Annotated in this window: 25 protein-coding genes; 20 read left to right on the top strand and 5 right to left on the bottom strand. The window is 71.0% G+C overall.

What is annotated here, in order from left to right; all coding sequences use genetic code 11:
- Positions 1 to 72: 72 nt before the first annotated feature.
- From ACIO1C_RS31675 to ACIO1C_RS31660, 4 genes are all read left to right on the top strand, one after another.
- Positions 73 to 153, top strand: coding sequence for a putative leader peptide (locus tag ACIO1C_RS31675; RefSeq protein WP_373464534.1), 81 nt, complete (start codon positions 73 to 75; stop codon positions 151 to 153).
- A 171-nt stretch (positions 154 to 324) separates the two neighbouring features.
- A complete protein-coding gene (locus tag ACIO1C_RS31670; RefSeq protein ID WP_401870010.1) occupies positions 325 to 1,164 on the top strand; it encodes a sulfurtransferase in 840 nt (279 codons plus the stop codon).
- 28 nt (positions 1,165 to 1,192) lie between these two features.
- Positions 1,193 to 1,480 carry a DUF1416 domain-containing protein gene (locus ACIO1C_RS31665; RefSeq protein WP_401870007.1) on the top strand — a complete coding sequence of 96 codons (288 nt, stop codon included), beginning with the start codon at positions 1,193 to 1,195 and terminating at the stop codon, positions 1,478 to 1,480.
- 146 nt (positions 1,481 to 1,626) lie between these two features.
- Positions 1,627 to 1,908 carry a DUF3099 domain-containing protein gene (locus ACIO1C_RS31660; protein WP_401870004.1) on the top strand — a complete coding sequence of 94 codons (282 nt, stop codon included), beginning with the start codon at positions 1,627 to 1,629 and terminating at the stop codon, positions 1,906 to 1,908.
- A gap of 32 nt (positions 1,909 to 1,940) precedes the next feature.
- On the opposite strand, the gene ACIO1C_RS31655 is transcribed toward ACIO1C_RS31660, so the two are convergent.
- Positions 1,941 to 2,330, bottom strand: coding sequence for a DsrE family protein (locus tag ACIO1C_RS31655; RefSeq protein WP_401870001.1), 390 nt, complete (start codon positions 2,328 to 2,330; stop codon positions 1,941 to 1,943).
- Positions 2,331 to 2,438: 108 nt separating this feature from the next.
- On the opposite strand from ACIO1C_RS31655, the gene ACIO1C_RS31650 reads away from it, so the two are divergent.
- Positions 2,439 to 3,167: a hypothetical protein gene (locus tag ACIO1C_RS31650; RefSeq protein ID WP_401869999.1), complete on the top strand. Its 729-nt coding sequence runs from the start codon at positions 2,439 to 2,441 to the stop codon at positions 3,165 to 3,167.
- On the opposite strand, the gene ACIO1C_RS31645 is transcribed toward ACIO1C_RS31650, so the two are convergent.
- A complete protein-coding gene (locus tag ACIO1C_RS31645; RefSeq protein ID WP_401870108.1) occupies positions 3,091 to 3,285 on the bottom strand; it encodes a pentapeptide repeat-containing protein in 195 nt (64 codons plus the stop codon). The genes ACIO1C_RS31650 and ACIO1C_RS31645 overlap by 77 nt on opposite strands.
- 735 nt (positions 3,286 to 4,020) lie before the next feature.
- Here ACIO1C_RS31645 and ACIO1C_RS31640 point away from each other — a divergent pair.
- The 4 genes from ACIO1C_RS31640 (at position 4,021) to ACIO1C_RS31625 (ending at position 7,251) form a co-directional block, all read left to right on the top strand.
- Positions 4,021 to 4,872 carry a hypothetical protein gene (locus ACIO1C_RS31640; protein ID WP_401869996.1) on the top strand — a complete coding sequence of 284 codons (852 nt, stop codon included), beginning with the start codon at positions 4,021 to 4,023 and terminating at the stop codon, positions 4,870 to 4,872.
- A gap of 290 nt (positions 4,873 to 5,162) precedes the next feature.
- Positions 5,163 to 5,735 (top strand): FABP family protein, encoded by a 573-nt coding sequence (locus ACIO1C_RS31635; protein ID WP_161306923.1) that lies wholly within the window; start codon positions 5,163 to 5,165, stop codon positions 5,733 to 5,735.
- 89 nt (positions 5,736 to 5,824) lie between these two features.
- Positions 5,825 to 6,265, top strand: coding sequence for a Fur family transcriptional regulator (locus tag ACIO1C_RS31630; RefSeq protein WP_401869993.1), 441 nt, complete (start codon positions 5,825 to 5,827; stop codon positions 6,263 to 6,265).
- Between the two features lie 20 nt (positions 6,266 to 6,285).
- A complete protein-coding gene (locus ACIO1C_RS31625; RefSeq protein WP_401869991.1) occupies positions 6,286 to 7,251 on the top strand; it encodes a YgfZ/GcvT domain-containing protein in 966 nt (321 codons plus the stop codon).
- A 44-nt stretch (positions 7,252 to 7,295) separates the two neighbouring features.
- On the opposite strand, the gene dtd is transcribed toward ACIO1C_RS31625, so the two are convergent.
- On the bottom strand, positions 7,296 to 7,733 hold the full coding sequence (gene dtd / locus ACIO1C_RS31620; RefSeq protein ID WP_356429258.1) for a D-aminoacyl-tRNA deacylase: 438 nt from the start codon (positions 7,731 to 7,733) through the stop codon (positions 7,296 to 7,298).
- A 261-nt stretch (positions 7,734 to 7,994) separates the two neighbouring features.
- On the opposite strand from dtd, the gene ACIO1C_RS31615 reads away from it, so the two are divergent.
- From ACIO1C_RS31615 to ACIO1C_RS31605, 3 genes are all read left to right on the top strand, one after another.
- Entirely contained in the window at positions 7,995 to 8,651 is a 657-nt protein-coding gene (locus ACIO1C_RS31615) for a hypothetical protein (RefSeq protein WP_401870106.1), read from the top strand.
- Between the two features lie 72 nt (positions 8,652 to 8,723).
- Positions 8,724 to 9,743 (top strand): asparaginase, encoded by a 1,020-nt coding sequence (locus ACIO1C_RS31610; RefSeq protein WP_401869990.1) that lies wholly within the window; start codon positions 8,724 to 8,726, stop codon positions 9,741 to 9,743.
- Between the two features lie 111 nt (positions 9,744 to 9,854).
- Positions 9,855 to 11,096, top strand: coding sequence for a GNAT family N-acetyltransferase (locus ACIO1C_RS31605; RefSeq protein WP_401869987.1), 1,242 nt, complete (start codon positions 9,855 to 9,857; stop codon positions 11,094 to 11,096).
- Positions 11,097 to 11,147: 51 nt separating this feature from the next.
- Here the strand turns inward: ACIO1C_RS31605 and ACIO1C_RS31600 are convergent, their stop codons facing one another.
- Positions 11,148 to 11,336, bottom strand: coding sequence for a hypothetical protein (locus tag ACIO1C_RS31600; RefSeq protein ID WP_401869985.1), 189 nt, complete (start codon positions 11,334 to 11,336; stop codon positions 11,148 to 11,150).
- Between the two features lie 266 nt (positions 11,337 to 11,602).
- Here ACIO1C_RS31600 and ACIO1C_RS31595 point away from each other — a divergent pair, with 266 nt between their 5' ends.
- The 6 genes from ACIO1C_RS31595 to ACIO1C_RS31570 all read left to right on the top strand — a co-directional run bounded on the left by ACIO1C_RS31595 (position 11,603) and on the right by ACIO1C_RS31570 (position 18,805).
- On the top strand, positions 11,603 to 12,529 hold the full coding sequence (locus ACIO1C_RS31595; RefSeq protein ID WP_401869983.1) for a GntR family transcriptional regulator: 927 nt from the start codon (positions 11,603 to 11,605) through the stop codon (positions 12,527 to 12,529).
- A gap of 76 nt (positions 12,530 to 12,605) precedes the next feature.
- Complete coding sequence (locus ACIO1C_RS31590; protein ID WP_401869980.1) at positions 12,606 to 13,409, top strand: HAD family hydrolase; 804 nt, start codon at positions 12,606 to 12,608, stop codon at positions 13,407 to 13,409.
- Positions 13,410 to 13,669: 260 nt separating this feature from the next.
- Positions 13,670 to 14,839, top strand: coding sequence for a phosphotransferase (locus tag ACIO1C_RS31585; protein WP_401869978.1), 1,170 nt, complete (start codon positions 13,670 to 13,672; stop codon positions 14,837 to 14,839).
- Between the two features lie 640 nt (positions 14,840 to 15,479).
- Positions 15,480 to 16,139, top strand: a complete 660-nt coding sequence (locus ACIO1C_RS31580) for a TetR family transcriptional regulator (protein ID WP_401869975.1) — start codon at positions 15,480 to 15,482, stop codon at positions 16,137 to 16,139.
- A 33-nt stretch (positions 16,140 to 16,172) separates the two neighbouring features.
- Complete coding sequence (locus ACIO1C_RS31575; protein ID WP_401869972.1) at positions 16,173 to 18,380, top strand: HelD family protein; 2,208 nt, start codon at positions 16,173 to 16,175, stop codon at positions 18,378 to 18,380.
- 5 nt (positions 18,381 to 18,385) lie between these two features.
- Positions 18,386 to 18,805 (top strand): SgcJ/EcaC family oxidoreductase, encoded by a 420-nt coding sequence (locus ACIO1C_RS31570; protein WP_401869969.1) that lies wholly within the window; start codon positions 18,386 to 18,388, stop codon positions 18,803 to 18,805.
- A gap of 18 nt (positions 18,806 to 18,823) precedes the next feature.
- On the opposite strand, the gene ACIO1C_RS31565 is transcribed toward ACIO1C_RS31570, so the two are convergent.
- On the bottom strand, positions 18,824 to 19,372 hold the full coding sequence (locus ACIO1C_RS31565) for an AAA family ATPase (protein WP_401869966.1): 549 nt from the start codon (positions 19,370 to 19,372) through the stop codon (positions 18,824 to 18,826).
- A 122-nt stretch (positions 19,373 to 19,494) separates the two neighbouring features.
- Between ACIO1C_RS31565 and ACIO1C_RS31560 the strand changes: the two genes are divergently transcribed.
- Together ACIO1C_RS31560 and ACIO1C_RS31555 are read left to right on the top strand one after the other, a co-directional pair.
- Positions 19,495 to 20,076, top strand: coding sequence for an RNA polymerase sigma factor (locus tag ACIO1C_RS31560; protein ID WP_401869963.1), 582 nt, complete (start codon positions 19,495 to 19,497; stop codon positions 20,074 to 20,076).
- Complete coding sequence (locus ACIO1C_RS31555; protein WP_401869960.1) at positions 20,060 to 20,803, top strand: hypothetical protein; 744 nt, start codon at positions 20,060 to 20,062, stop codon at positions 20,801 to 20,803. Before ACIO1C_RS31560 ends, ACIO1C_RS31555 begins: the two co-directional genes overlap by 17 nt.
- Positions 20,804 to 20,857: the final 54 nt, after the last annotated feature.

Below are 20,857 nucleotides of genomic sequence, written 5' to 3'. Positions count from 1 at the left end.
TGCCGGACGATCGCGTCTCGCCATTTGACACGGCGGTGACATGTCCGGCTTGACGTACCTACGATCGGAACCATGAAGCGACAGGCGGACCTCACGAAGCGGCGGGCAGTGGACCTGTGCCGCGTTTCCGCCATGCTCTGTCGCACTTTCTGAGCGGGCCTGTTCTCTCAGGTTTCTCCCGCTTTCCCCGGCTCTGGTGCGCTCTCCTGGCGCCCGCCACCGCCCTCGTACGCCGGCCTCCACGGCCCCGTGCCCGGAAGCCGCTCCCCGTACCACTCGCACCACCCGCACCATCTCGCCGTAACTGCCCCGGAGGAGAACAGCATGAGCCGCAGTGACGTCCTGGTAGACGCCGACTGGGTCGAGGCCCACATCGACGACCCGAAGGTTGTCATCGTCGAGGTCGACGAGGACACCTCGGCCTACGACAAGAACCACATCAAGAACGCCGTCAGGATCGACTGGAAGTCCGACCTCCAGGACCCGGTCCGCCGTGACTTCGTCGACCAGGAGGGCTTCGAGAAGCTCCTCTCGGCCAAGGGCATCGCGAACGACGACACCGTCATCCTGTACGGCGGTAACAACAACTGGTTCGCGTCCTACGCGTACTGGTACTTCAAGCTGTACGGGCACGACTCCGTCAAGCTCCTCGACGGTGGCCGCAAGAAGTGGGAGCTGGACTCCCGCGACCTGGTCGAGGCCGTGCCGCAGCGCGCCGAGACCTCGTACAAGGCCAAGGCCCAGAACACCGCCATCCGGGCCTTCCGTGACGACGCCGTCGCCGCGATCGGCACGCAGAACCTGGTCGACGTGCGCTCGCCCGACGAGTTCAGCGGCAAGCTGCTCGCCCCCGCGCACCTCCCCCAGGAGCAGTCGCAGCGCCCGGGCCACATCCCGACCGCCCGTAACATCCCGTGGTCGAAGAACGCCAACGACGACGGTACGTTCCGCTCCGACGACGAGCTCAAGGAGCTGTACGCCGAGGAGCAGATCGACCTCGCCAAGGACACCGTCGCGTACTGCCGTATCGGCGAGCGCTCGGCCCTGACGTGGTTCGTGCTGCACGAGCTGCTCGGTGTCGAGAACGTCAAGAACTACGACGGCTCATGGACCGAGTACGGCTCCCTCGTCGGTGTGCCGATCGAGCTCGGCGCCAACAAGTAATCCGTCCCGACCTGTAAGGACTGAACGTATGTGTGGAGCACAGGTCGGCGGCCCCGACGCCTCGACGATCAAGCCCGGTGAGACCACCATCCAGGGTTCCGTGACCAAGGACGGCCAGCCCGTCACCGGTTACGTACGCCTGCTGGACTCGACCGGCGAGTTCACCGCTGAGGTCCCGACCTCGGCGACCGGACAGTTCCGCTTCTACGCGGCCGAGGGAACGTGGACCGTACGGGCCCTCGTCCCCGGCGGCACGGCGGACCGCACGGTCGTCGCGCAGACGGGTGGCCTCTCGGAGGTCGCGATCGCGGTCTGAGCGACGCGCGTAACGGATTGACCGGCCGGAGGGCCGTGCCCCAGGGGGTTGGACGCCACTGGAAGGGGTGCGGCCCTCCGCGCCGTCCGGGGCCCGGCGCCCTCCGGACCGGCCCGCCCGGCGCCCTCCGGTCGTACGCTGGACGCATGTACACGCGACGTCGTCGCGGCTATTTCCTGCTCATGGGCGGATGCCTGGTCCTCTTCGTCTCCGCCTGGTCGTTCGTGCGGATCTGGTCGATCCCGGCGGCCATCGGAATGTGTGTGGTGGCCATGGTCATCCCGCCCGTCGCGGCGATCGTCGGCAACAGCCGGAGCCGTGACGACCGCTGGTGGGACGAGCCACCGAGGAACGACGAACCGAACAAGCCCGACGGGCACGACGACTCCTGGACGGACCTGGGCACGAAGGCGAAGAAGCGCCGCTGACCGGCACCGCCGTCAGCAGTCGTCAGCAGTCGTCAGTAGACGAGCGCCTGCACCCCGTCCACCATGATCTCGCTGACGAACACCTGCGCCCCGGCGATCCGTACCCCCTCCAGCACGTCGGCCTGCGTGATGTCACGGCGGGCCGCGCACTGCGTGCACAGCGTGATCTCCCCCGCCGACTGGATCGACTCGATCAGGTCAGGCAGCGGGGCGGCGTGCGGCAGTTCGAACTCCGCCGCCCGGCCGGGCAGGGCGAACCAGGCGGCCTCGCCCGTCAGCCACAGCGAGACCCGCACCCCACTGGCCACGGCGACCGCCGCCACGGTGAAGGCCTGGGAACACCGCTCGGGCGCGTCCGCCCCCGCTGTCACTTTGATCACAAGGGTCTTCTGTGCGGTCTGTGCCGTTCTCACCGGTTCCATGAGCCGAACTGTAATCTTCCGGCGCACAACCAGGCCGCCCCTTCGCAGGTCAGCTCTGTGCGCGGGTCGATGGAACCCGCGAACGAGGTTGTGTGGGGGGACTCTCTTTTGGAACCGAAGCCACCGCGTCGCCGTGGCCGTACGACTCTGATCGTCGGCGTGGCCGCGCTGCTCGGTGTGGTCGCGGGTACGGCGACCGGATACACGATCCAGGCGGACCGGGCGCCGACCGCGCTCCCGCCGCTCTCGCAGCAGGGCCTGGCGTATCCCGCCAAGGCGCTGCCGGCGGGGACGAAGGTGACGCCGCTGTACGAGGCGGAGGACAGCCGGGTCAGGACGGACGGGGACCTGCGCAAGCTGTTGCTCAGGAGGCCCCCAGGGGTGCGGGAAGCGCCGCAGGACTACATCGCGGACGGCTGGTCGCCGCTCGCCTTCTACACGAGCGTCGCGGATCTGCCGAGCACCACGTTCGGTTATCTGGCCGGTCTCGACTTCCGCAGGGTGGCCTCGACGTCCTGGGACCAAGCCCGGGATCACATGACGAACATCGACCTCGTGCAGTTCCGTTCCGGTCCGAACATGGGGGCCAAGGATCTGTTCGCCGATCAGACGGCGTACTCCGAATCACTCGGCGGGATGGGCGAGGCGATCAGGAACAGTGTGGCCGGCTACTACTGGGTGTTCGAAGCCGACCACGAGCCCGGATTCCTGCCGCATCACGCCCGCGCCCTCGCCCAACGGGGCGACGTGGTGGTCGATATCAACATCTTCGACAGCAAGCCGATCGCCGCGACGGAGATCCGCGACCTGGCCGAGCGGCAACTGGAGCGCCTGTGAACGACGAGCTGGTGAATGACGAGCCCGTACAGGACGAGCCGGTGAGCCATGAGCCCGTGAACGACGAGCCGGTGAGCCACGGGCCCGTGAACGACGATCTCCCCGTCGCCTCGCGCAGTCGCGCGCGACGCGTGCTCGGGTTCGTACTGCCCGCCGTTCTTGTCCTCGGCGCGGTCGGCGGCGGCGTCGGCTACATCGGCGTCACCGTCCAGAACGCCGACAGGACCGCCGCCACCGAGGTGTGGCAGGAGCCCCAAGGCGACTCGGCCCCCGATCCCGTTCAGCACGCGGGAGCGGGCCGCACGGACAACGACCTCAGCCGCAAGCTGTTGCCCGTCCCCGACGACTACCGCCTCGGTCCGGACATCGGGGAGTACGGCAACGACAGCCACTTCTCGGCCCGGAAGGCGACGGCCATGGCGAAGTCCCTGGGTGAGGGCCTAACTGGCCTGGCACGGAGGAACTTCGACAAGTCGATCGAGAAGATGGGCCTGAAAGGCATCGCCCTGCGTACGTACACCCCGTATACGGACGATCTGGTGGTCGAGATCTCCCTTCAGCAACTGACCGACCCCGCCGTGGTCAGGACGTCGTTCAGCGAGCAGTCCCGGCTCATGGACGCCGAGGGGAAGGGCCCTGTCGTCAAGGGCCACAAGAAGGACGCCAAGTGCACGCTCGCTCCCGAAGGGGACGACGACAGCGCCGAGAGGCTCTCGGCGATGCGGTGTCTGGCGTACGACGGCGACCTGTTCATCACTGTCGCGGCGTACGGCCCCGCCACCTTCAGGGAGGACGCCGTCGCGGATCTGCTGAAGGAACAGCTCGACCACATCGCCGCCCCGGGGGAGTACGTATGACCGAGCAGATCGCGCCCCCGCGGCCGGAGCAGACAGTGCCCCAGCAGCCGGCAGAGATCGTGTTCCCGCCGCCCGTCACCCCCCGGCCGGCCCGCCCCGTGCTGCGGGCCGTGGCCCGCTGGACAGCGGCCGCGCTCGCGTTCGCGGCTCTCGGCGCCGGCACCGCGTTCGGTATCAGTGGTCTGGAGCGCGGCGACGTACCGGGGCTGGCCACACGGAGCGACGGCCGGTGGGTCTACCCGAAGCTCACGCTCCCGGCGCTGCCCGCCGAGGCCCCGCGTCCGTTCACCACCGGCAACAGCGCGGAGATCCACTATGCGGACCTGCGCGAACTGCTGCTGCCCGCCCCCTACGGGGCCGTCGTGGACAAGAAGCTGGCCGGGGGCTGGGTCAGCACGGAGCGGTATCTGTCCGAGTACGACAAGGACTACCGCTCCGACCTCGGGCTCTCGCTGCGCGACTACGGCGTACGGCATATCGCGGCACGCGGCTGGACGATGCCGGACGGCACGGTCTCACGTGTCTATCTGCTGCGATTCCTCTCGGTCGCGTACGCCGACGCGTACCAGTCGCAGCTGTCCTCGTCGGGAGACGGGATCACCACGCCGCTGAACGAGTCCCCGATCGACGACCTGGACGAGGGCTGGACCAGTAACGCGGACGTGCCGGAGACCACGGCGTACGTCTTCGAGGAGCCGAAGCCGTACGGCGAGAACCGGGTACAGGTCCGGCAGGCGTACATCGCGGCCGGCGACACCGTCGCGCTGGTCTTCCACCAGGAGAAGGGCGGCGCCCCGTCCGCGCCCTTCTACCAGACCGTGATCCTCCAGAATCAGCTGCTCGGCTGAGCGTCGTACGCAGCCCCCCACCTCGGGGAGAGGACCGGGCCACCACCCATTAGGCTGGGGCCCGGTCCGTACCGCCCCACCGCTCTCCGAGGAGCACCCCGTGCTTGAGGACGTCTTCACCGCCCTGCTGGTCCTGGTCTGCGTCGGCGTGCTCGCCTTCTCCGTCCTGGTCGTGAAGAAGCTGTACCAGGGTCAGAGCTGACGTCCGGATTCCGGACCCAGCAGCCGTCGCCCCTTCACCGCCTCTGTCACCGCCAGCCTCTGCCCTCTACAGATCGCCTGAGCCGCTCATGATCGAGATTCCGTCCGACCTGAACCCGGACCTCGTCCCCCTCGCCTTCCTCCTCGGCCGCTGGGAGGGCGTCGGCGTGTTCGACTTCCCCGGGGACGAGAAGGCCAATTTCGGCCAGGAAGTCACGTTCAGCCACGACGGCAGGGACTTCGTCGAGTACGTCTCGCACACGTGGGCGCTCGACGCCGAGGGCAACAAGCTCCGGCCCATCGAGTCCGAGTCCGGGTTCTGGCGCATCGACAAGGACCGCAAGGTCGAGGTCGTGATGGTCCGCGACCAGGGTGTCGTGGAGATCTGGTACGGCGAGCTGGCCGATCAGAAGCCGCAGATCGACCTGGTGACCGACGCGGTGGCCCGTACCGCCGCCGCCAGCCCCTACAGCGGCGGCAAGCGGCTCTACGGCTATGTGAAGAGCGACCTGATGTGGGTCGGCGAGAAGGCGACGCCCGAGGTGCCGCTGCGGCCGTACATGTCCGCGCACCTCAAGAAGGTCGTCACCCCCGACCAGGTCGCGGCCTGGGCCAAGGATCTCGGCGACCTGCCGGACGACGGCATCGCCTTCTTCAAGTAGGCGTCGCGTTTTTCACGTTGGTACGGGTTACCGGCTACGGGGCTGCTGGGACCAGCCACAAGCAGAGTCCGCCCGCCTACACTGGTCCCGTGGTGAGCACCGACTGGAAGAGCGACCTGCGCGAGCGCGGCTACCGGCTGACGCCCCAGCGCCAGCTTGTCCTCGAAGCCGTCGACACCCTGGAGCACGCGACCCCGGACGACATCCTCTGCGAGGTCCGCAGAACCGCCTCCGGCGTCAACATCTCCACCGTGTACCGGACCCTGGAGCTGCTGGAGGAGCTGGGCCTGGTCTCCCACACCCATCTGGGACACGGCGCTCCGACGTACCACCTCGCCGACCGCCACCACCACATCCACATGGTCTGCCGGGACTGTACGAACGTGATCGAGGCGGACGTCGCGATCGCCGCCGACTTCACCAGGAAACTCCGCGAGGACCACGGCTTCACGACCGACATGAAGCACTTCGCGATCTTCGGGCGTTGCGCCGACTGCTCGGCCCGCCTCGCGCCGGACACGGAGTCGTAGCGAGTCGTACGCTTACCGGTATGAAGAGCCCCTTGCTGTTCCTGCCCGGAGCCGTCGCCGCAGAAGGATCGGACGAAGAGGTCGCCGCCCACTACGGCGACCTGTTCCGAGAACAGCGCGCGCTCGCGGACGGCACCGGACTCGTCGACCTCTCCCACCGCGGGATCGTCGCGATCACCGGCGACGACCGGCTGGCCTGGCTGCACCTGCTGCTCACCCAGCACGTCAGCGAGCTGGCCCCGGGTGAGGCGACCGAGGCGCTGGTCCTCTCCGCGAACGGCCACATCGAGCACGCCCTCTACCTCGTGGACGACGGCACGACCACCTGGACGCACGTCGAACCGGGCACCCGCGAGGCGCTCATCGCTTACCTGGAGTCGATGAAGTTCTTCTACCGGGTCGAGGTCGCGGACCGTACCGACGACATCGCGCTCGTCCACCTGCCGGCCGGTTCGATCGCCGAGGTGCCCGAGGGGACCCCCGTACGGGAGACGGCGCACGGCCGGGACCTGTTCCTGCCCCGCGCCGGCCTGGAGGCCTACGCGGCCGCGCACGGCCCGCTGGCCGGGATCCTCGCGTACGAGGCCCTGCGCGTCGAGAACCACCGGCCGCGCCTCGGCTTCGAGACCGACCACCGGACGATCCCGCACGAGCTGGGGTGGATCGGCAGCGCCGTACACCTCCAGAAGGGCTGCTACCGCGGCCAGGAGACCGTGGCGCGCGTCCAGAACCTGGGGAAGCCGCCGCGGCGGCTCGTCTTCCTGCACCTGGACGGCAGCGAGGTCCTGCTGCCGGGGCACGGCACCCCGATCAGGCTCGCGGCGGACGGCGCGGAGGGGCGGCCGCTGGGCTTCATCACGACGTCGGCGCGCCACCACGAGCTGGGGCCGATCGCGCTGGCCCTGATCAAGCGCAACGTGCCGGTGGACGCGGAGCTGATGGCGGGGGACACGGCGGCGGCGCAGGAAGCGGTGGTGGAGGTCTGAGGCCGCCGCTTGCGCGGTAAGGCCCCCGCCTCACCTCTCCCGCCTCACATCTCCAGCTGCACCGTGAACGGGCCGTGATTCGTCAGCGAGACCCGCATGTCCGCCCCGAACCGGCCCGTCTCCACCGTCGCCCCCAGCTCACGCAGCCGCGCCACCACCTCGTCGACCAGCGGCTCGGCCACCGGTCCCGGCGCGGCGGCGTTCCACGTCGGGCGGCGTCCCTTGCGGGCGTCCCCGTAGAGAGTGAACTGCGAAATCACCAGGAGCGGGGCGTTCACGTCCGAACAGGACTTCTCGCCCTCCAGGATCCGCAGCGACCAGAGCTTGCGGGCGAGTTGTCCCGCCTTCTCCGCCGTGTCCTCATGGGTGACTCCGACCAGCACACACAGGCCTTCACCGATGATCTCGCCCACGGTTTCCGTCCCCGCGTCCGTCACCACGGAGACCTTCGCGCCGTCGACTCTCTGCACCACCGCTCGCATGAGGACCAATCTAACGGGGGCCGAACGGGTGCAGAGTGCCCGCACGTGCAGGTGCATGAGTGGCACCATGCTCGGAGGCGGTGCGTTCGCGCACCGGTCGAGGGATGGGGAGTACGCGTGACGAGTACATCTGGCGCCGGGCAGCCGTCCGGCCCCGTACCGAGGACCCGCACCACCAGCGGTACGGGCAGCAGCCCCGCGGCCAGGGCGGTGGGCGGCCAGGCGGGCGGCCCGCTGGGCGGCGGACACGCGGGTCCGGTCATGGGGGGTCCTGTCACGGGCCCGGTCATGGGCGCGGTGCAGGCCGGCGGTCACTCGGGCGGGCACTCGGGCGGGCGGCCCCCGGTCCAGCGGACCGGCGGCGAGGGCGTCCTGCCCGCCCCCCGGCCGTACGACTTCACCGTGCTGCGCCTGCCCGAACTGCGCGCGCTGCGCCGCGACTCGCAGCGCGACGAGGCCGACCTCAGCTATCTGCGCCGGCTGCTCCAGGGGCGCATCGACATCCTGCGGGCCGAGCTGGCCCGCCGTACCGCGCCCGTGACACCGGTCGTGGACCGCGTGCCCGGGACGTCCGTGGCGGACCGGCTCCCCGGGACACCTGTCGTGGACCGGCTCTCCGAGATCCTCGCCGACGCGCCCTCCCGGCACCGCTCCTCCGCCCGGCACGTGACGCTCTCCGTCCCGCGCAGCGAGGAGTACCGGCTGCTGGCGGCGGAGACGCTCGCCGAGGTCGAGCTGTCGGACCTGGAGGCCCGTACGGACGACGAACTGCACGCCGCGATGGGGCGGCTGATCCGCAACGAGCAGCAGATCTCGCGCCGCCGTCACCAGCTCCAGCGCACGGCGGACGACTGTATCGGGGAGATCGCCCGCAGGTACCGTGACGGGGAAGCACAAGTGGATGACCTGCTGACGTAGGACCGGTCGGTCCGAGGCTCACGAGGCCGCGTCGGCGGGTTCCGTACCGTACCCCGTCACGGAAGGCCGACGATGACGTCTCACACCCCCGCCGTACCCCCGGGCGTATCCGGGGGCGGCACCCCCGCCGTCCCCCCGGGCGCCCCGCAGGAGGCACCGCCGGTCCTCGCCGAGGTCGTACGGTCCGGATTCACCGAGGGGCATCACCGCGGGACGCTGGTGCTGCTCGCGGCGGACGGCAGTGTGGAGTTCGCGCTCGGCGACCCCGGCGCCCCGGTCTTCCCGCGCTCCAGCAACAAGCCGATGCAGGCGGCCGCCGTGCTGCGGGCGGGGCTCGACCTGGCGGGCGAGCGGCTGGCGCTGGCCGCCGCGAGTCATTCGGGCGAGGGTTTCCACGTCGATCTCGTACGGAAGATGCTCGCCGAGCACGGACTGGGCGTCGGCGATTTGCGGACGCCGCCGGACCTGCCGCTGGACCAGGTGGAAGCAGAAACGTTTCTCGCCGCCGGCGGGACGCGGGAGCGGGTGGTCATGAACTGCTCGGGCAAACACGCGGCGATGCTGGCCGCCTGCGTCCTGAACGGCTGGCCGACCGACACCTACCTGGAGCCGGACCATCCGCTGCAACGGCTCGTCCACACGGTGGTCGAGGAGGTCTCGGGCGAACGTGTCGCGGCGACCGGTACGGACGGCTGCGGCGCCCCGCTGATGGCGATCAGCCTCACTGGCCTCGCCCGCTCCTTCCGCCACTTCGTGCTCGCCGCCCCGGGCACGGCGGAGCGGCGGGTGGCGGACGCGATGCGGGCGCACCCGGAGTACGTGGCGGGCACGCGCCGCTCGGACACCTGGCTGATGCGGGGGGTGCCGGGCGCGCTCTCCAAGATGGGCGCGGAGGCGGTCCAGGCGGTGGCGCTGGCGGACGGCCGCGCGCTGGCCTTCAAGATCGACGACGGCGGGATACGGGCGCTGGGGCCTGTGCTGGCGCGGGCGCTGGAGCTGCTGGGGGTGACGGCGGAGGTACGGGAACGGATCGGGCGGGCGCCGCTGCTGGGCGGGGGCGTGGAGGTGGGGGCGGTGCGGGCGGTGTTCTGAGGGGGACGGCGGCCGCCGGCGGCGCTCGATGCTCGGTGCTCGGTGCCCGATGCCCGGTGCTCGATCAAATCCGCGTGCACCCGATCGGGTGCACGACATAGCGTGAGATCCATGAGCCTTGAGGTCCGCACCATCACCGAAGCCGAGTTCCCCGACTGGCACCGCGCCCTGAACACCGGATTCCTGCGGCCGCCCGTCTCGGCGGACGATGTGGTGGCGTCGCGACGGGCCAACTCCGACCTGACCCGCACACTGGGCGCCTTCGACGAGGGCCGCTGCGTCGCCACGTTCCGGTCGTTCACACAGGAGTTGACGCTCGTGGGCGGCGCCACGCTCACGGCCGACGCGATCTCGAACGTGACCGTCTCCCCCACCCACCGCAGGCGCGGGCTGCTCGGCCGGATGATGGGCGCGGACCTGGCGGCGGCGAAGGAGCGCGGCGACGCGGTGGCCACGCTGATCGCGGCGGAGTACCCGATCTACGGGCGGTTCGGCTTCGGTCCGGCCACGTGGATCACCGAGTGGGCGATCGAGGTGGCGCGTACGGGACTCGACCCCCGCAGGTCCGGCCCGGACGGCGGCGGCAGGATCGACCTGGTCGACATCGCCGACGTACGGAAGATCGGCCCCGAACTCCACGACCGGTTCCGCGTCACGCAGCCGGGCGCGATCGACCGCGACGAGCGCTGGTGGCGCAGGGAGACGGGCCTGGACGCCTCGGTCCTGCCGCGGACGGAGCCGTACTACGCCGTGTACCGCTCGGCCACGGGCGAGCCGGAAGGCCTGGTCAGGTACTCCGCCGACGGCATGTGGAGGGACTCCAAGACGCCGCTGTGCACCGCGTCGGTGCAGAGCCTGATCGCCCTGACGCCGGCGGCGGAGCGCGCGCTGTGGCAGTACGTCTGCTCCATCGACTGGGTGACCACGGTGAAGACGGGCCACCGCGCGCCGGACGACCTGGTGACGCGTTTCCTGCCGGACCCCCGCGCGGCGAGCGTCGTCACGCACGCCGACTACCTGTGGGTACGGATCCTCGACGTCGTACGCGCCCTGGAGGCCCGCACGTACGCGGTGCCCGGCTCGCTGGTCCTGGAGATCGTGGACAGCGCGGACCTGGCCTCCGGCCGCTTCCGCCTGGACGCCTCCCCGGCGGGCGCGGTGTGCGCGCCGACCACGGAGTCGCCGGACGTGGTGCTGGACGTACGGGAGTTGGGCGCGCTGTACCTGGGCGACGAGTCGGCGGTGACGCTGGCCGCGCTGGGCACCCTGACGGAGGAGACCACAGGCGCCGCCGCCCGGACGGACGTACTGTTCCGCACGCCACGGCGCCCTTGGTGCCCGGACATCTTCTGAGGGGCCGGCTTCCGGGACCGGCCCCGGGGCCCGTCGGAGCCCCGGGGCCGGTCAGAGGCCGGGTTGCATGACCAGAAGGGCGAGCACCACCGCGCCGATCCCGGTGCAGGTGGGGTTCTTGGCCTTGATCCCGATGCTGAGCAGGATGAGTGCGACGATCCCCATGGGACCGAAGCGCCACTGCACCAGTTGTTCGAGACCGAGGCCGAAGGTGGCGATGACAAGGGCGAACAGAGGCATGGCGGTCACTCCTTCGACGACGGAGAACGCGGAGATGCGCGATGCGCGGGGGGACGCGGGGGAGAGCGCGGGAGGGGGCGCCACTGGAAGCGCGTGGTTCACACCCGTACGACATCGGACGGGGGCGAGGCGGCGGGACGGGGTGAGTTGTGTCCAGTTGGTCGCCAACTTGTGGCCAACTATCTAAGTTGTCCCGCCGGGGCGCGATCCATAAACAACTTCCCCAACAACTCCCTTAAGATGGGCAGAAGTTGTAGCGTGCTGGTGTGACCACCGAGAAGGCCGCAGCGAACGGCACGGGCAAACCGCCGCCGACGTCGGAGGACGTGGCGCGGACCCTGCGCGCCCGTATCGAGTCGGGCGCCCTCGAAGAGGGCCGGTCCCTGCCGACCCAGATGGCCCTGGTCGCAGAGTTCGGGGTCAAGCGCGGTGTCATCCGCCAGGCCCTGCGCCGCCTCCAGGACGACGGCCTGCTCACCGAGGTGACCAGGGGCGCCCCGCCCAGGATCGCCGCCCGCTCCGCCGCGCGGCGCGTGGAGTCCGCGGCCGACGAGCGGCCGCAGGAGACGATGGTCGCGCTGCGGCCGCGGATCACGGCGGCCTTCGAGGCCGGCCACGTACGGATAGACGCGCTGTGCCTGACGGCCGAGTCCCTGACCGCGGCCATCGGGGAGCAGCGGCTGCGGGTCCAGGACCGGTCCGTCACCCCGGACGGGGTGCGGGTCCGGGTCCTGCTGCCCAACCGGGACATCGACCTGGCGTTCCCCCGCTCGGTCGGCACCGAGGACACCCACCCGGAGGAGGGCGACCTCGTCCACCGGCGCTGGCTCCAGCAGCGCAACGCGCACGGCACGGTCCTGCGCGACCATCTGACGGGCATGCGGAACCAGGGGGTGGACGTCGAGGTGGAGTTCAGGGCGCTGCCCTTCACCCCGCCCGTGAAGCTCTACCTCCTGAACAACTCCGAGGCGCTCTTCGCCTTCTACACCGTGGCGATGCGGGAGGTGGAGATCGGGCACAGGTCCGTGGAGATGCACGACGTCCTGGGCGACAAGTCACCGCTGTTCTCCTTCGAGGCGGACGAGACGCGGGTGCACCGGGACAAGGCCTTCGTGACCGAGGCGCAGGCGTGGTTCGACGCGCTGTGGGAGACCATCGCGACCCCTCTCGCACTGGAGTCGGCGCCCGGCTGAACGGCGTCCCGCGCGCCGCGCCGCCCGGCAACCGCGTGTCCCACGCGTGTGGTTGGGGGCAAGATGAGGTGCGGAGGTGCTGGTTCCCGCCCTCCGCCCCGACGGACGGAGCGACGTGAACGACTCGTACGCGACCGGATCGCCCGCGCCGATGGATCCGCTGGTTCCGGTGTCGGTCAGATGCGTGCTCTTCGATTTCGACGGGCCTGTCTGCGGTCTCTTCCGCCGTCATCCGGCCCCGGAGGTGGCCCGCCGGCTGCTGGCCCACCTGCCGGCGGGGATACGGGAGCACGTCCTGGCCCGGGCGGGCCTGCCGGTCACCGATCCGCAGATCGTCCTGAGGGCGGTGGGGGAGCTTTACCCCTCCAGCCGGCTGGTGTCCCGCCTGGAAGGGCTGCTGACCCAGGAGGAAGTCCGCGCGACGGCGTCGGCCGAACCGGCCGAGAACGCCACGAAGCTGATACGGGCGCTGAGCGAGGCCGGCATCGCCCTCGCGGTGACGACGAACAACTCGGCCGAGGCGGTGGAACGTTACCTCGAACGCGTCGGGCTCACCGACGCCTTCGGCCGGCACATCCACGGCCGCACCCACAGCCCGTACAACCCCACGCTGCTCAAGCCGAACCCCGACTGTCTCTCGCGGGCCCTCAAGTCGACCGGCGCGGTGGCGGAGGAGTCCCTGATGATCGGCGACGCCCCCGCCGACTTCCTCGCGGCCGAGCGGCTCGGGATCCGGTTTCTGGGGTACGCGACCAGAGAGACCAAGAGCGAGGTGCTGTCCGGGGCCGGCGCGCGGAAGGTCATCGACAGACTTCCTGCCGATTTGGTGGAGTTGGCGGCGATGGCCGACCAACTTGACTCGGCCCGGCGGTCATTCTGACGGCGGCCGCTCTTCGGCCCTTTGTGCGATTTCCCGCGTCATCAGGGACGACATGCTGATCCGAGTTGGTGAAGATGGCGTTAACTTCCCACCATCGAGGCCGTCGGAGGGGTACTTTCCGCAGGCGGTCTCCAGATTCGCGCGAGCCACATGAGCCTCGCCGGCACCTGACCCGCACCCACCCACATCTGACACATCTGATTCAGCCGCACCTGTCCCACCCGCACCTGTCCCACCCGCACCTGATTCACCCAGAGCACGTGAGCACCGAGGGCACCCGAGCGATGACACCCGAGACGGCTTCCGCCGTCCGCCGGCAGGCGGGCGAGCTGAGCCGTGACGGGGACGTGGCGGGCCCCCTCAAGGGCCACCACCACGAGGCCTACGCCTTTCCGCTGGCGCCGGAGAGCGGCCTGAGCCCCCGGTTCGAGCGTGGCAAGCTCCGCGTCCCGCGTCCGGGGCTGCTCTGGTTCGACCGGCGGTGCTTCGCCTCCGAGGACCTGCTGCTGACCGCGCTCCAGGGCCGTGTCGACCGCATCCCGGGGATCGCCGAGGACGTCAGCGGCGTCTTCATCCAGGGCTTCGTCGAGGGCGGGACGCTCGACCGCCGTCCTCTCCGGGCCCGTACCGTGTCGCGCCGCCACATGGACCAACTGGGCTATTTCTTCGCCCAGTTGGTGGCCATCGACCCGGGAGGGCTGGAGGCGCGGGCCGTACGGCGGATCTGCGCGCCGGACGACTGGACACCGGAGGGCGACTCGACGGGCTTCCTCGACCGGCTGATCCAGTTCACCGAGGAGCGGGTCTACCTCGGGCACGGTGAGCCGTACCACGGACTCTTCGCCGAGCTGGGCGTCACCGCCGACGCGTTCGACCGGCTCCGGAAGCGGGCGGTGGGCCTGCGGAGCCGGCCGTTCGCGCTGCTCCACTGCGACCTGCACCGGAAGAACCTGATCGTCGACCGGCGCGACGACCTGTGGGTCATCGACTGGGAACTCGCGATGATCGGCGATCCGCTCTACGACCTGGCGACCCATCTCCACCTGATGCGCTACCACCGGCACGAGGAGAAACGGATGGCGGAGCTGTGGCGGCAGGCGGTGGAGAGCGCCCGGAAGGGAAGCTCGTACGGCTGGGAAGAGGACCTTCCGGTGCTTCTCGCCTACAAGCGCGCGCAGTCCGTCTACACGGACGTGATCCGGGCGGCGCACCTCTTGGAGACCGGTCAGGACGGGGAATCGCCGGCCGACTACCACTGGCGCTTCTACCGGACGGCGTGGCGCGTCCAGCGTGCGCTGGCGGGGGCGCGGGGTCTGGGGCCGGAGCCTTCGCTGCGGCGGGTGGCCGCCGCGTACCGGAACTGGTTCCGTACGCGTACAGAGGCGGAGTCCGCACCACGCCCCGCCTCCGCGGAGGGGTTGCCTCGGTGACCGCGTTGCGGTTCGTGTTGTCCTCAAGCGCCGGACGGGCGGTCTGGGGCCGGTGGGCCGCGCGTTCTCGGTGACCGGGTTGCGGTTCGTGTTGTCCTCAATCGCCGGACGGGCTTGGTTGTGCCCGCTGCGGGCCGGGTTTTCGGGTGCGGGTCGGTTGCCGGGGGCCGGTCAGGGGTCGTGTCCTGCACTGCATGTTTTACGTCGCGTTCAGCCAGTCGTATTGGGTAACGGTCGCCATGCGACACAAAACACGCTCTACGTTCCGGACACGACCCCTGCCCGTCCCCCTTCCCGGCCCGCGTCAAAACCCGGCCCGCTCCGGTGCGGGGGGAAGTCGTCTCCGCTTCCGGGTCCGCGTTGAGGCGTTGGCCCACCCCGGGGCGGGCGGGGTCGTTCACTGTCCCGTCCGGCGTGAGGGGGGTGGGGTCGGAGGAGGTGCGTGTGTCCGGACGTAGAGCGTGTTTTGTGTCGCGTGGCGATCGTTAATCAATTGGACCGGTTGAACGCGACGTAAAACATGCAGTCCGGACATACGTGCCTCCGGAGGCCCCGCCCCCCGTCACCACGACAAACCAAGCCCGTCCGGCGATTGAGGACATCAGTAAGCGCAACCAAGCACCGGCGTAGCCTCGAGAACATGCGCCACGACCAAGACCTCGGCCTGCGCGAACGCAAAAAGCGCCGCCAGCACCAGGTCATCTCCGACACCGCCATCGCGCTGTTCACAGCGCACGGCTTCGACCGCGTCTCCGTCGCCGAGATCGCCGCCGCCGCCGACGTCTCCAAGCCGACCCTCTTCCGCTACTTCCCGACCAAGGAAGACCTCGCGCTCCACCGCTTCGCCGACCACGAGGACGAGCCCGCCCGCGTGGTGACCGGCCGCCCCGATGGCGCGAGTCCGCTCCAGGCGCTGCGGGGGCACGTTCTCGACGGGCTGGCGCGGCGCGACCCCGTCACGGGGCTCAGTGACCACCCGGAGGTGCTCGCCTTCCACCGGCTGCTGTACGGGACACCGAGCCTGGTCGCCCGGATGTACGGCTACCAGCAGCGCAGCGAGGCCGCGCTGGCCGCCGCGCTCGGCGGCGGGATCGAGGGTGCCCTCGCGGCGGGGCAGATCGTCGCCGTGCTCCGCGTCCTCGCGCTGGAGAACTGGCGCCGCATCGCGGCGGGCGGGAGCGCCGACGACGTGTATCCGGACGCGGTCGCGGCGGCGGAACTGGCGTTCGGGCGGCTGCGCACCGGGTTGCCGGACAGGTTGCCGGACGGGCCGCCGGACGACCCGGGCGAAGCCCAGTAAAAGATGTTACTGGGTTGCGTTATTCTTGGTGGAATGACCGCCCCGGACCCTGACCTCGTCGGCGAACTCGACCGCGAACGGACCTACCACCAGACCTGCCGCGCCGCCCTGACCGGCATGGTCGACGACGCGGCCGCACAGGTCGTCACCGGCGAGAACGCCTTCGCGTCCGGCGCCGACGCCGAGGTGCTCGGGCGCCATCTCCGCAGCCGCGCCAAGGAGTTGCGCCTCGAACCCGACAGCCCGCTCTTCTTCGGGCGCCTCGACTTCGACGGCGCGGCCGGTGACCACAGCCGGCAGAGCTACCACATCGGCCGCCGCCGGATCAGCGAACACCCCTCCGCCCCACCCCTGGTGGTCGACTGGCGCGCCCCCGTCTCGCGCGCCTTCTACCGGGCGAGCGCGAGCGACCCGCAGGGCGTCGCCGTCCGGCGGCGGTTCGGCTGGGCGCCGTGGAGCAAGGGGGAGCCGGAGGACCTGACCAGCCTGGAGGACGAGCACCTGGCGCGGCCGGAGGCCGAGGGCGGTGAGGGCGGCGCGATCCCCACCGGCGCGGCCCCCACCGGCGCGGCCCCCACCGGCGCGGCCCCCACCGGCGCGCCCCCCACCGGCGCGCCCCCCACCGGCGCGATCCTCACCGGCGAGATCGAGCGCCCCCGCGTCGGCCCCATGCGCGACATCGCCGCCACGATCCAGCCCGAACAGGACGAGCTCGTACGGTCCGAACTCGGCCGCTCCGTCTGCGTCCAGGGCGCCCCCGGCACCGGGAAGACCGCCGTCGGCCTGCACCGGGCCGCGTACCTGCTCTACACCTACCCGCAGCGGATCCAGCGCGCCGGACTGCTGATCCTCGGCCCCAACCGCACGTTCCTCGCGTACATCTCCGAAGTGCTACCCGCCCTGGGCGAGATCGGCGTCCGCCAGTCGACCGTCCGGGACGAGATCGCGCGCCATCCGGTGCGTACGGAGGACTCGGACGCGGCGGCCGCCGTCAAGCACGGCGTCCGCATGGCGGAGGTGCTGCGCCGGGCGCTGTACGGGCGGGTGTCGACGCCCGCCGGACCGCTCACCGTCCCGGACGGCTCGTACCAATGGCGGCTCGGGGTCGAGGAGTTGGCGGGGATCGTCGACACGGTACGGGCCGAGGCCCCGCCGTACGCGACCGGGCGGGAACGGGTCCGCAGCCGGGCGGTCCGGGCGCTCCAGCTCCAGGCGGAGCGGCGGGCGGGGCCGCAGTCCGCCTTGTGGGTACGGAAGGTGAGCCGTTCGCGGGGCGTCACGGCGTATCTGGACCGGGTCTGGCCGAAGGCGACCCCGGAGGAGGTGCTCGCGGCGCTGCTCGCGGACCCGGGGGCGCCGGGCGGACCGTGCGACGGCATCCTCGACCCGGCCGAACGCCGGGCCATCCACCGCCCCCGCCGGGGCGTGCCCTCCGCGCGGACGGCCAAGACCCTGCCCTGGTCGGCGGCCGACCTCGTGCTGCTGGACGAACTCGCGGGCCTGATCGAGCATCCCGAGGGATACGGCCACGTGGTCATCGACGAGGCGCAGGACCTGTCCCCGATGGAGTGCCGCGCGATCGCGCGCCGCGCGGAGTTCGGCTCGCTGACGGTCCTGGGCGACCTGGCCCAGGGCACGACGCCGTGGGCGGCGCGTTCGTGGCCCCAACTCCTCGCGCATCTGGGCCGGTCGGAGGCCGCCGTGGTCCCGCTGACCGTCGGCTTCCGGGTGCCGGGGGTGGTGGTGGAGCTGGCCAACCGGCTGCTGGGGGCGCTGGACGTCGACGTACCGCCGTCGCGATCGCTGCGGTCGGACGGTGAGTTGACGATCCGTCAGGTCGGGGAGCTGGTGCCCGCTGTGGTCCGTACGGTACGGGCCGCGCTCGCCCACGAGGGGTCGGTGGGCGTCATCGCGGACGGTCCCGAGGCGGCCCGGCTCCGTACCGCCCTCACGACGGCCGGCATCGCCACGGCCACCGCCGACGAACTCGGCACGACGGCGGCCCGGGTGACCGTGCTCCCCGCGAGCGCGGCGAAGGGCCTGGAGTACGACCACGTCGTCCTGGTCGAGCCCGCAGCGATCGCCGGGGCGGAGGCGCGGGGGCTGCACCGCCTGTACGTGGCGCTGACGCGCGCGGTGTCACGCCTGGACATCGTCCATCACCTGCCGCTGCCTGGGGAGTTGGGGCAGCCGGACGGAGAGGGAGGCTTGACCTCAAGTCCGGTTGAGATCGCAAGCTGATCCGCATGGATACGACAGTGATGGACGAAGTGACGCGCGCAGCCGAGACCGAGGCGGTCCGGCAGGTGATCGCCACCCTGGAGCATTCCCAACTGAACGAGCTTGCGGAGGAGTTCATCGGCCTGTTCCGGGCCGACGCGATCTGGACGACGGGCCACGGCAGGCGTCTCACCGGCCGCGAGGAGATCGCGGCCTTCACCCGCCAGGTGCTGCCCGGCGCGATGAAGGATTCGACGGCGACGTACGAGGTGGTGCAGGTGTTGTTCATCCGCCCCGACGTCGCCGCCGTCAAGGTGCACGCGCAGTACCTGACGCTCGACGGCCGGCCGATCGGGAACCCGGGCACCCCGATCTACGTGATGGCGAAGGAGGACGGCCGATGGCTGCTGGTGGCCTGCCAGAACACGGAGGTGCTCGGCACGTGAACCGAGAGGCGGCGGCCCTCAAACCGCCGTCGACCGCGCCGAGTTCGCCCGTACGGTGTCCGCGATCGTCCGCGCGACGGCGGCCGGCGGGACGTGGGTCGTGTCCAGGACCGTGGCCTCGCGGCGCAGCCACGGCAGCGCTTCCTCGTACGGCGTGAGGTGGTCGAGCCGCCACCGTACGGCCGACAGGCTCTCGGGCGCGGTGTCCGTGTGGATGCGGGTGGTGAGGGTGTCCCGGTCGGTGTGCAGGACGAAGTGGTGGACGGGGATGCCCCTGGCCGCCAGCCCCGCGCGGATCTCGGTCCAGTACTCCGCCGTGAGGACCGTCTGCGGTACGACGAGGACGCCGCCGACGTAGTCGAGCACCTGGGCGGCGGTCTCCACGACCAGGCCGCGCCAGGGCGTCCACTCCTGGAAGTTCGTGCAGGGCACGGAGTCCAGGACGTGCCGCAGCATGAGCCCGACCTCTTCGGAGTCGAAGATCCGCGCCTGCGGGAGGAGCCCGGTCAGCTCCCTCGACGTGGTCGTCTTGCCCGCCCCGAAGGTGCCGTTCAGCCAGACAATCATGGCGTCGAGGTTATCCCGTGGGGGTACGGCGTTCCGGGGGCGCCGGGTCGTCGCGCCGCCGTCGTGGTGAAAAAAACCGCGCCGAGCCGTAAGGCATCCGCCCGTGCCGGACATTACTCGGCATGGAATCGGATGAACGGGTGGAACAGCTGGAGCGGCTCTTCCTGTCGACCTTCCGCCGGGTACGGGCGTACTGCCTGCGCAGGACCGACGAGGCCACGGCGTCCGACGCCGTGGCCGAGGTCTACGCGATCGCGTGGCGGCGGCGGAAGCGGGTGCCTCCCGGCGAGGACGACGCGGCGGTGTGGCTGCTGGCCATCGCGCACCGGGTGCTGGCCAACCAGGCCCGGGGGCAACGGCGCTGGTCGCGGCTGCTTCGGCGGGTGGCCGAACAGGGCGGCGGGACGGCCGCCGTGCCGCCCGCCGTCGGTGACCTGGGGGACGCGGGCGACGAACTGCGGGCCGCGCTGGCGTTGTTGCCGGCCGGCGACCGGGAGGTGCTGCGGCTCGCGTACTGGGACGAGTTGTCGCACCGCGAGATCGCCGTGGTGCTCGGCATCTCGGTCGGCGCGGTCGGCACCCGGCTGCACCGGGCCAGGGAACGGCTGCGCCCGGCCCTGGCACCCGCCCACAGGCCCACGCACGAGGACACCGGCACGCGTGAGGACACCGACACGAAGGAGACGCATGATGCTGGGCGATGACGAGTTCGAGCGGGTGGTCCGGGACGCCGATCCCCTCCGGGACCGGGCCCCCGGCGGTTTCGACGAGCAGGCCGCCGTGGCCACCCTCGGCCGCGCGCGCCGGCAGGCCCGCAGGTCCCGGGCCCGGCGCCTGATGGTGGTGCCCGTCGTGGCCCTCGCCGTCGCCGGCGCCACGGCCGGCACGTACCGCTGGATCGCCGGCGACGGCCAGGGACACGCCATCGACACCACATCCGTCACCTGCGTCGGAGGAGTGGGGGGCGACGCCATCATCGGTTTCGACGCCGCGATGGAGGACCCGGTCATCCTGTGCAAGGGCGGCTGGAAGGACATGTTCGGCAGCCCGCCGCCCCCACGGCTGACCGCCTGCGTCGACAGCTCGCGGCAGGGGTCGGTCAAGGTGTACGAGGGCGGGCGCGAGCAGTGCGCCCGGCACCGCTCCGACCCGTACGGCGGGCCGACCGCCGAACAGCGCCATCTCGCCCTCTTCCGGGCCGACTTGAAGGCCCGCTTCGCCGACCGGGGCTGCACCTCGTTCCCCGCGACCGCCGCGCTGGTCAAGGAGCTGCTGGCGAAGCACGACCTGGCCGGGTGGACGACGCGCCAGTTCCAGACGGCCGACAAGGAGAAGCCGGGCCCCTGCGCGGAGATCTCGTACTACGACCAGACGCGCAAGACCGTCTGGCTCGGCGACCGTGACCCCGGGGCCGACATCAACTACGTCTGAAAGCGGTCCGGACGCGTGACAAACCGGTTGTGGCGCGCTGTCGCTCTCTGCTCT

Origin of the sequence: Streptomyces sp. NPDC087420, from assembly GCF_044744165.1 — a bacterium.
Lineage (GTDB): Bacteria > Actinomycetota > Actinomycetes > Streptomycetales > Streptomycetaceae > Streptomyces.
The sequence above is the reverse complement of the archived record's forward strand: the minus strand, read 5'-3'. Positions and strand labels throughout refer to the sequence as shown.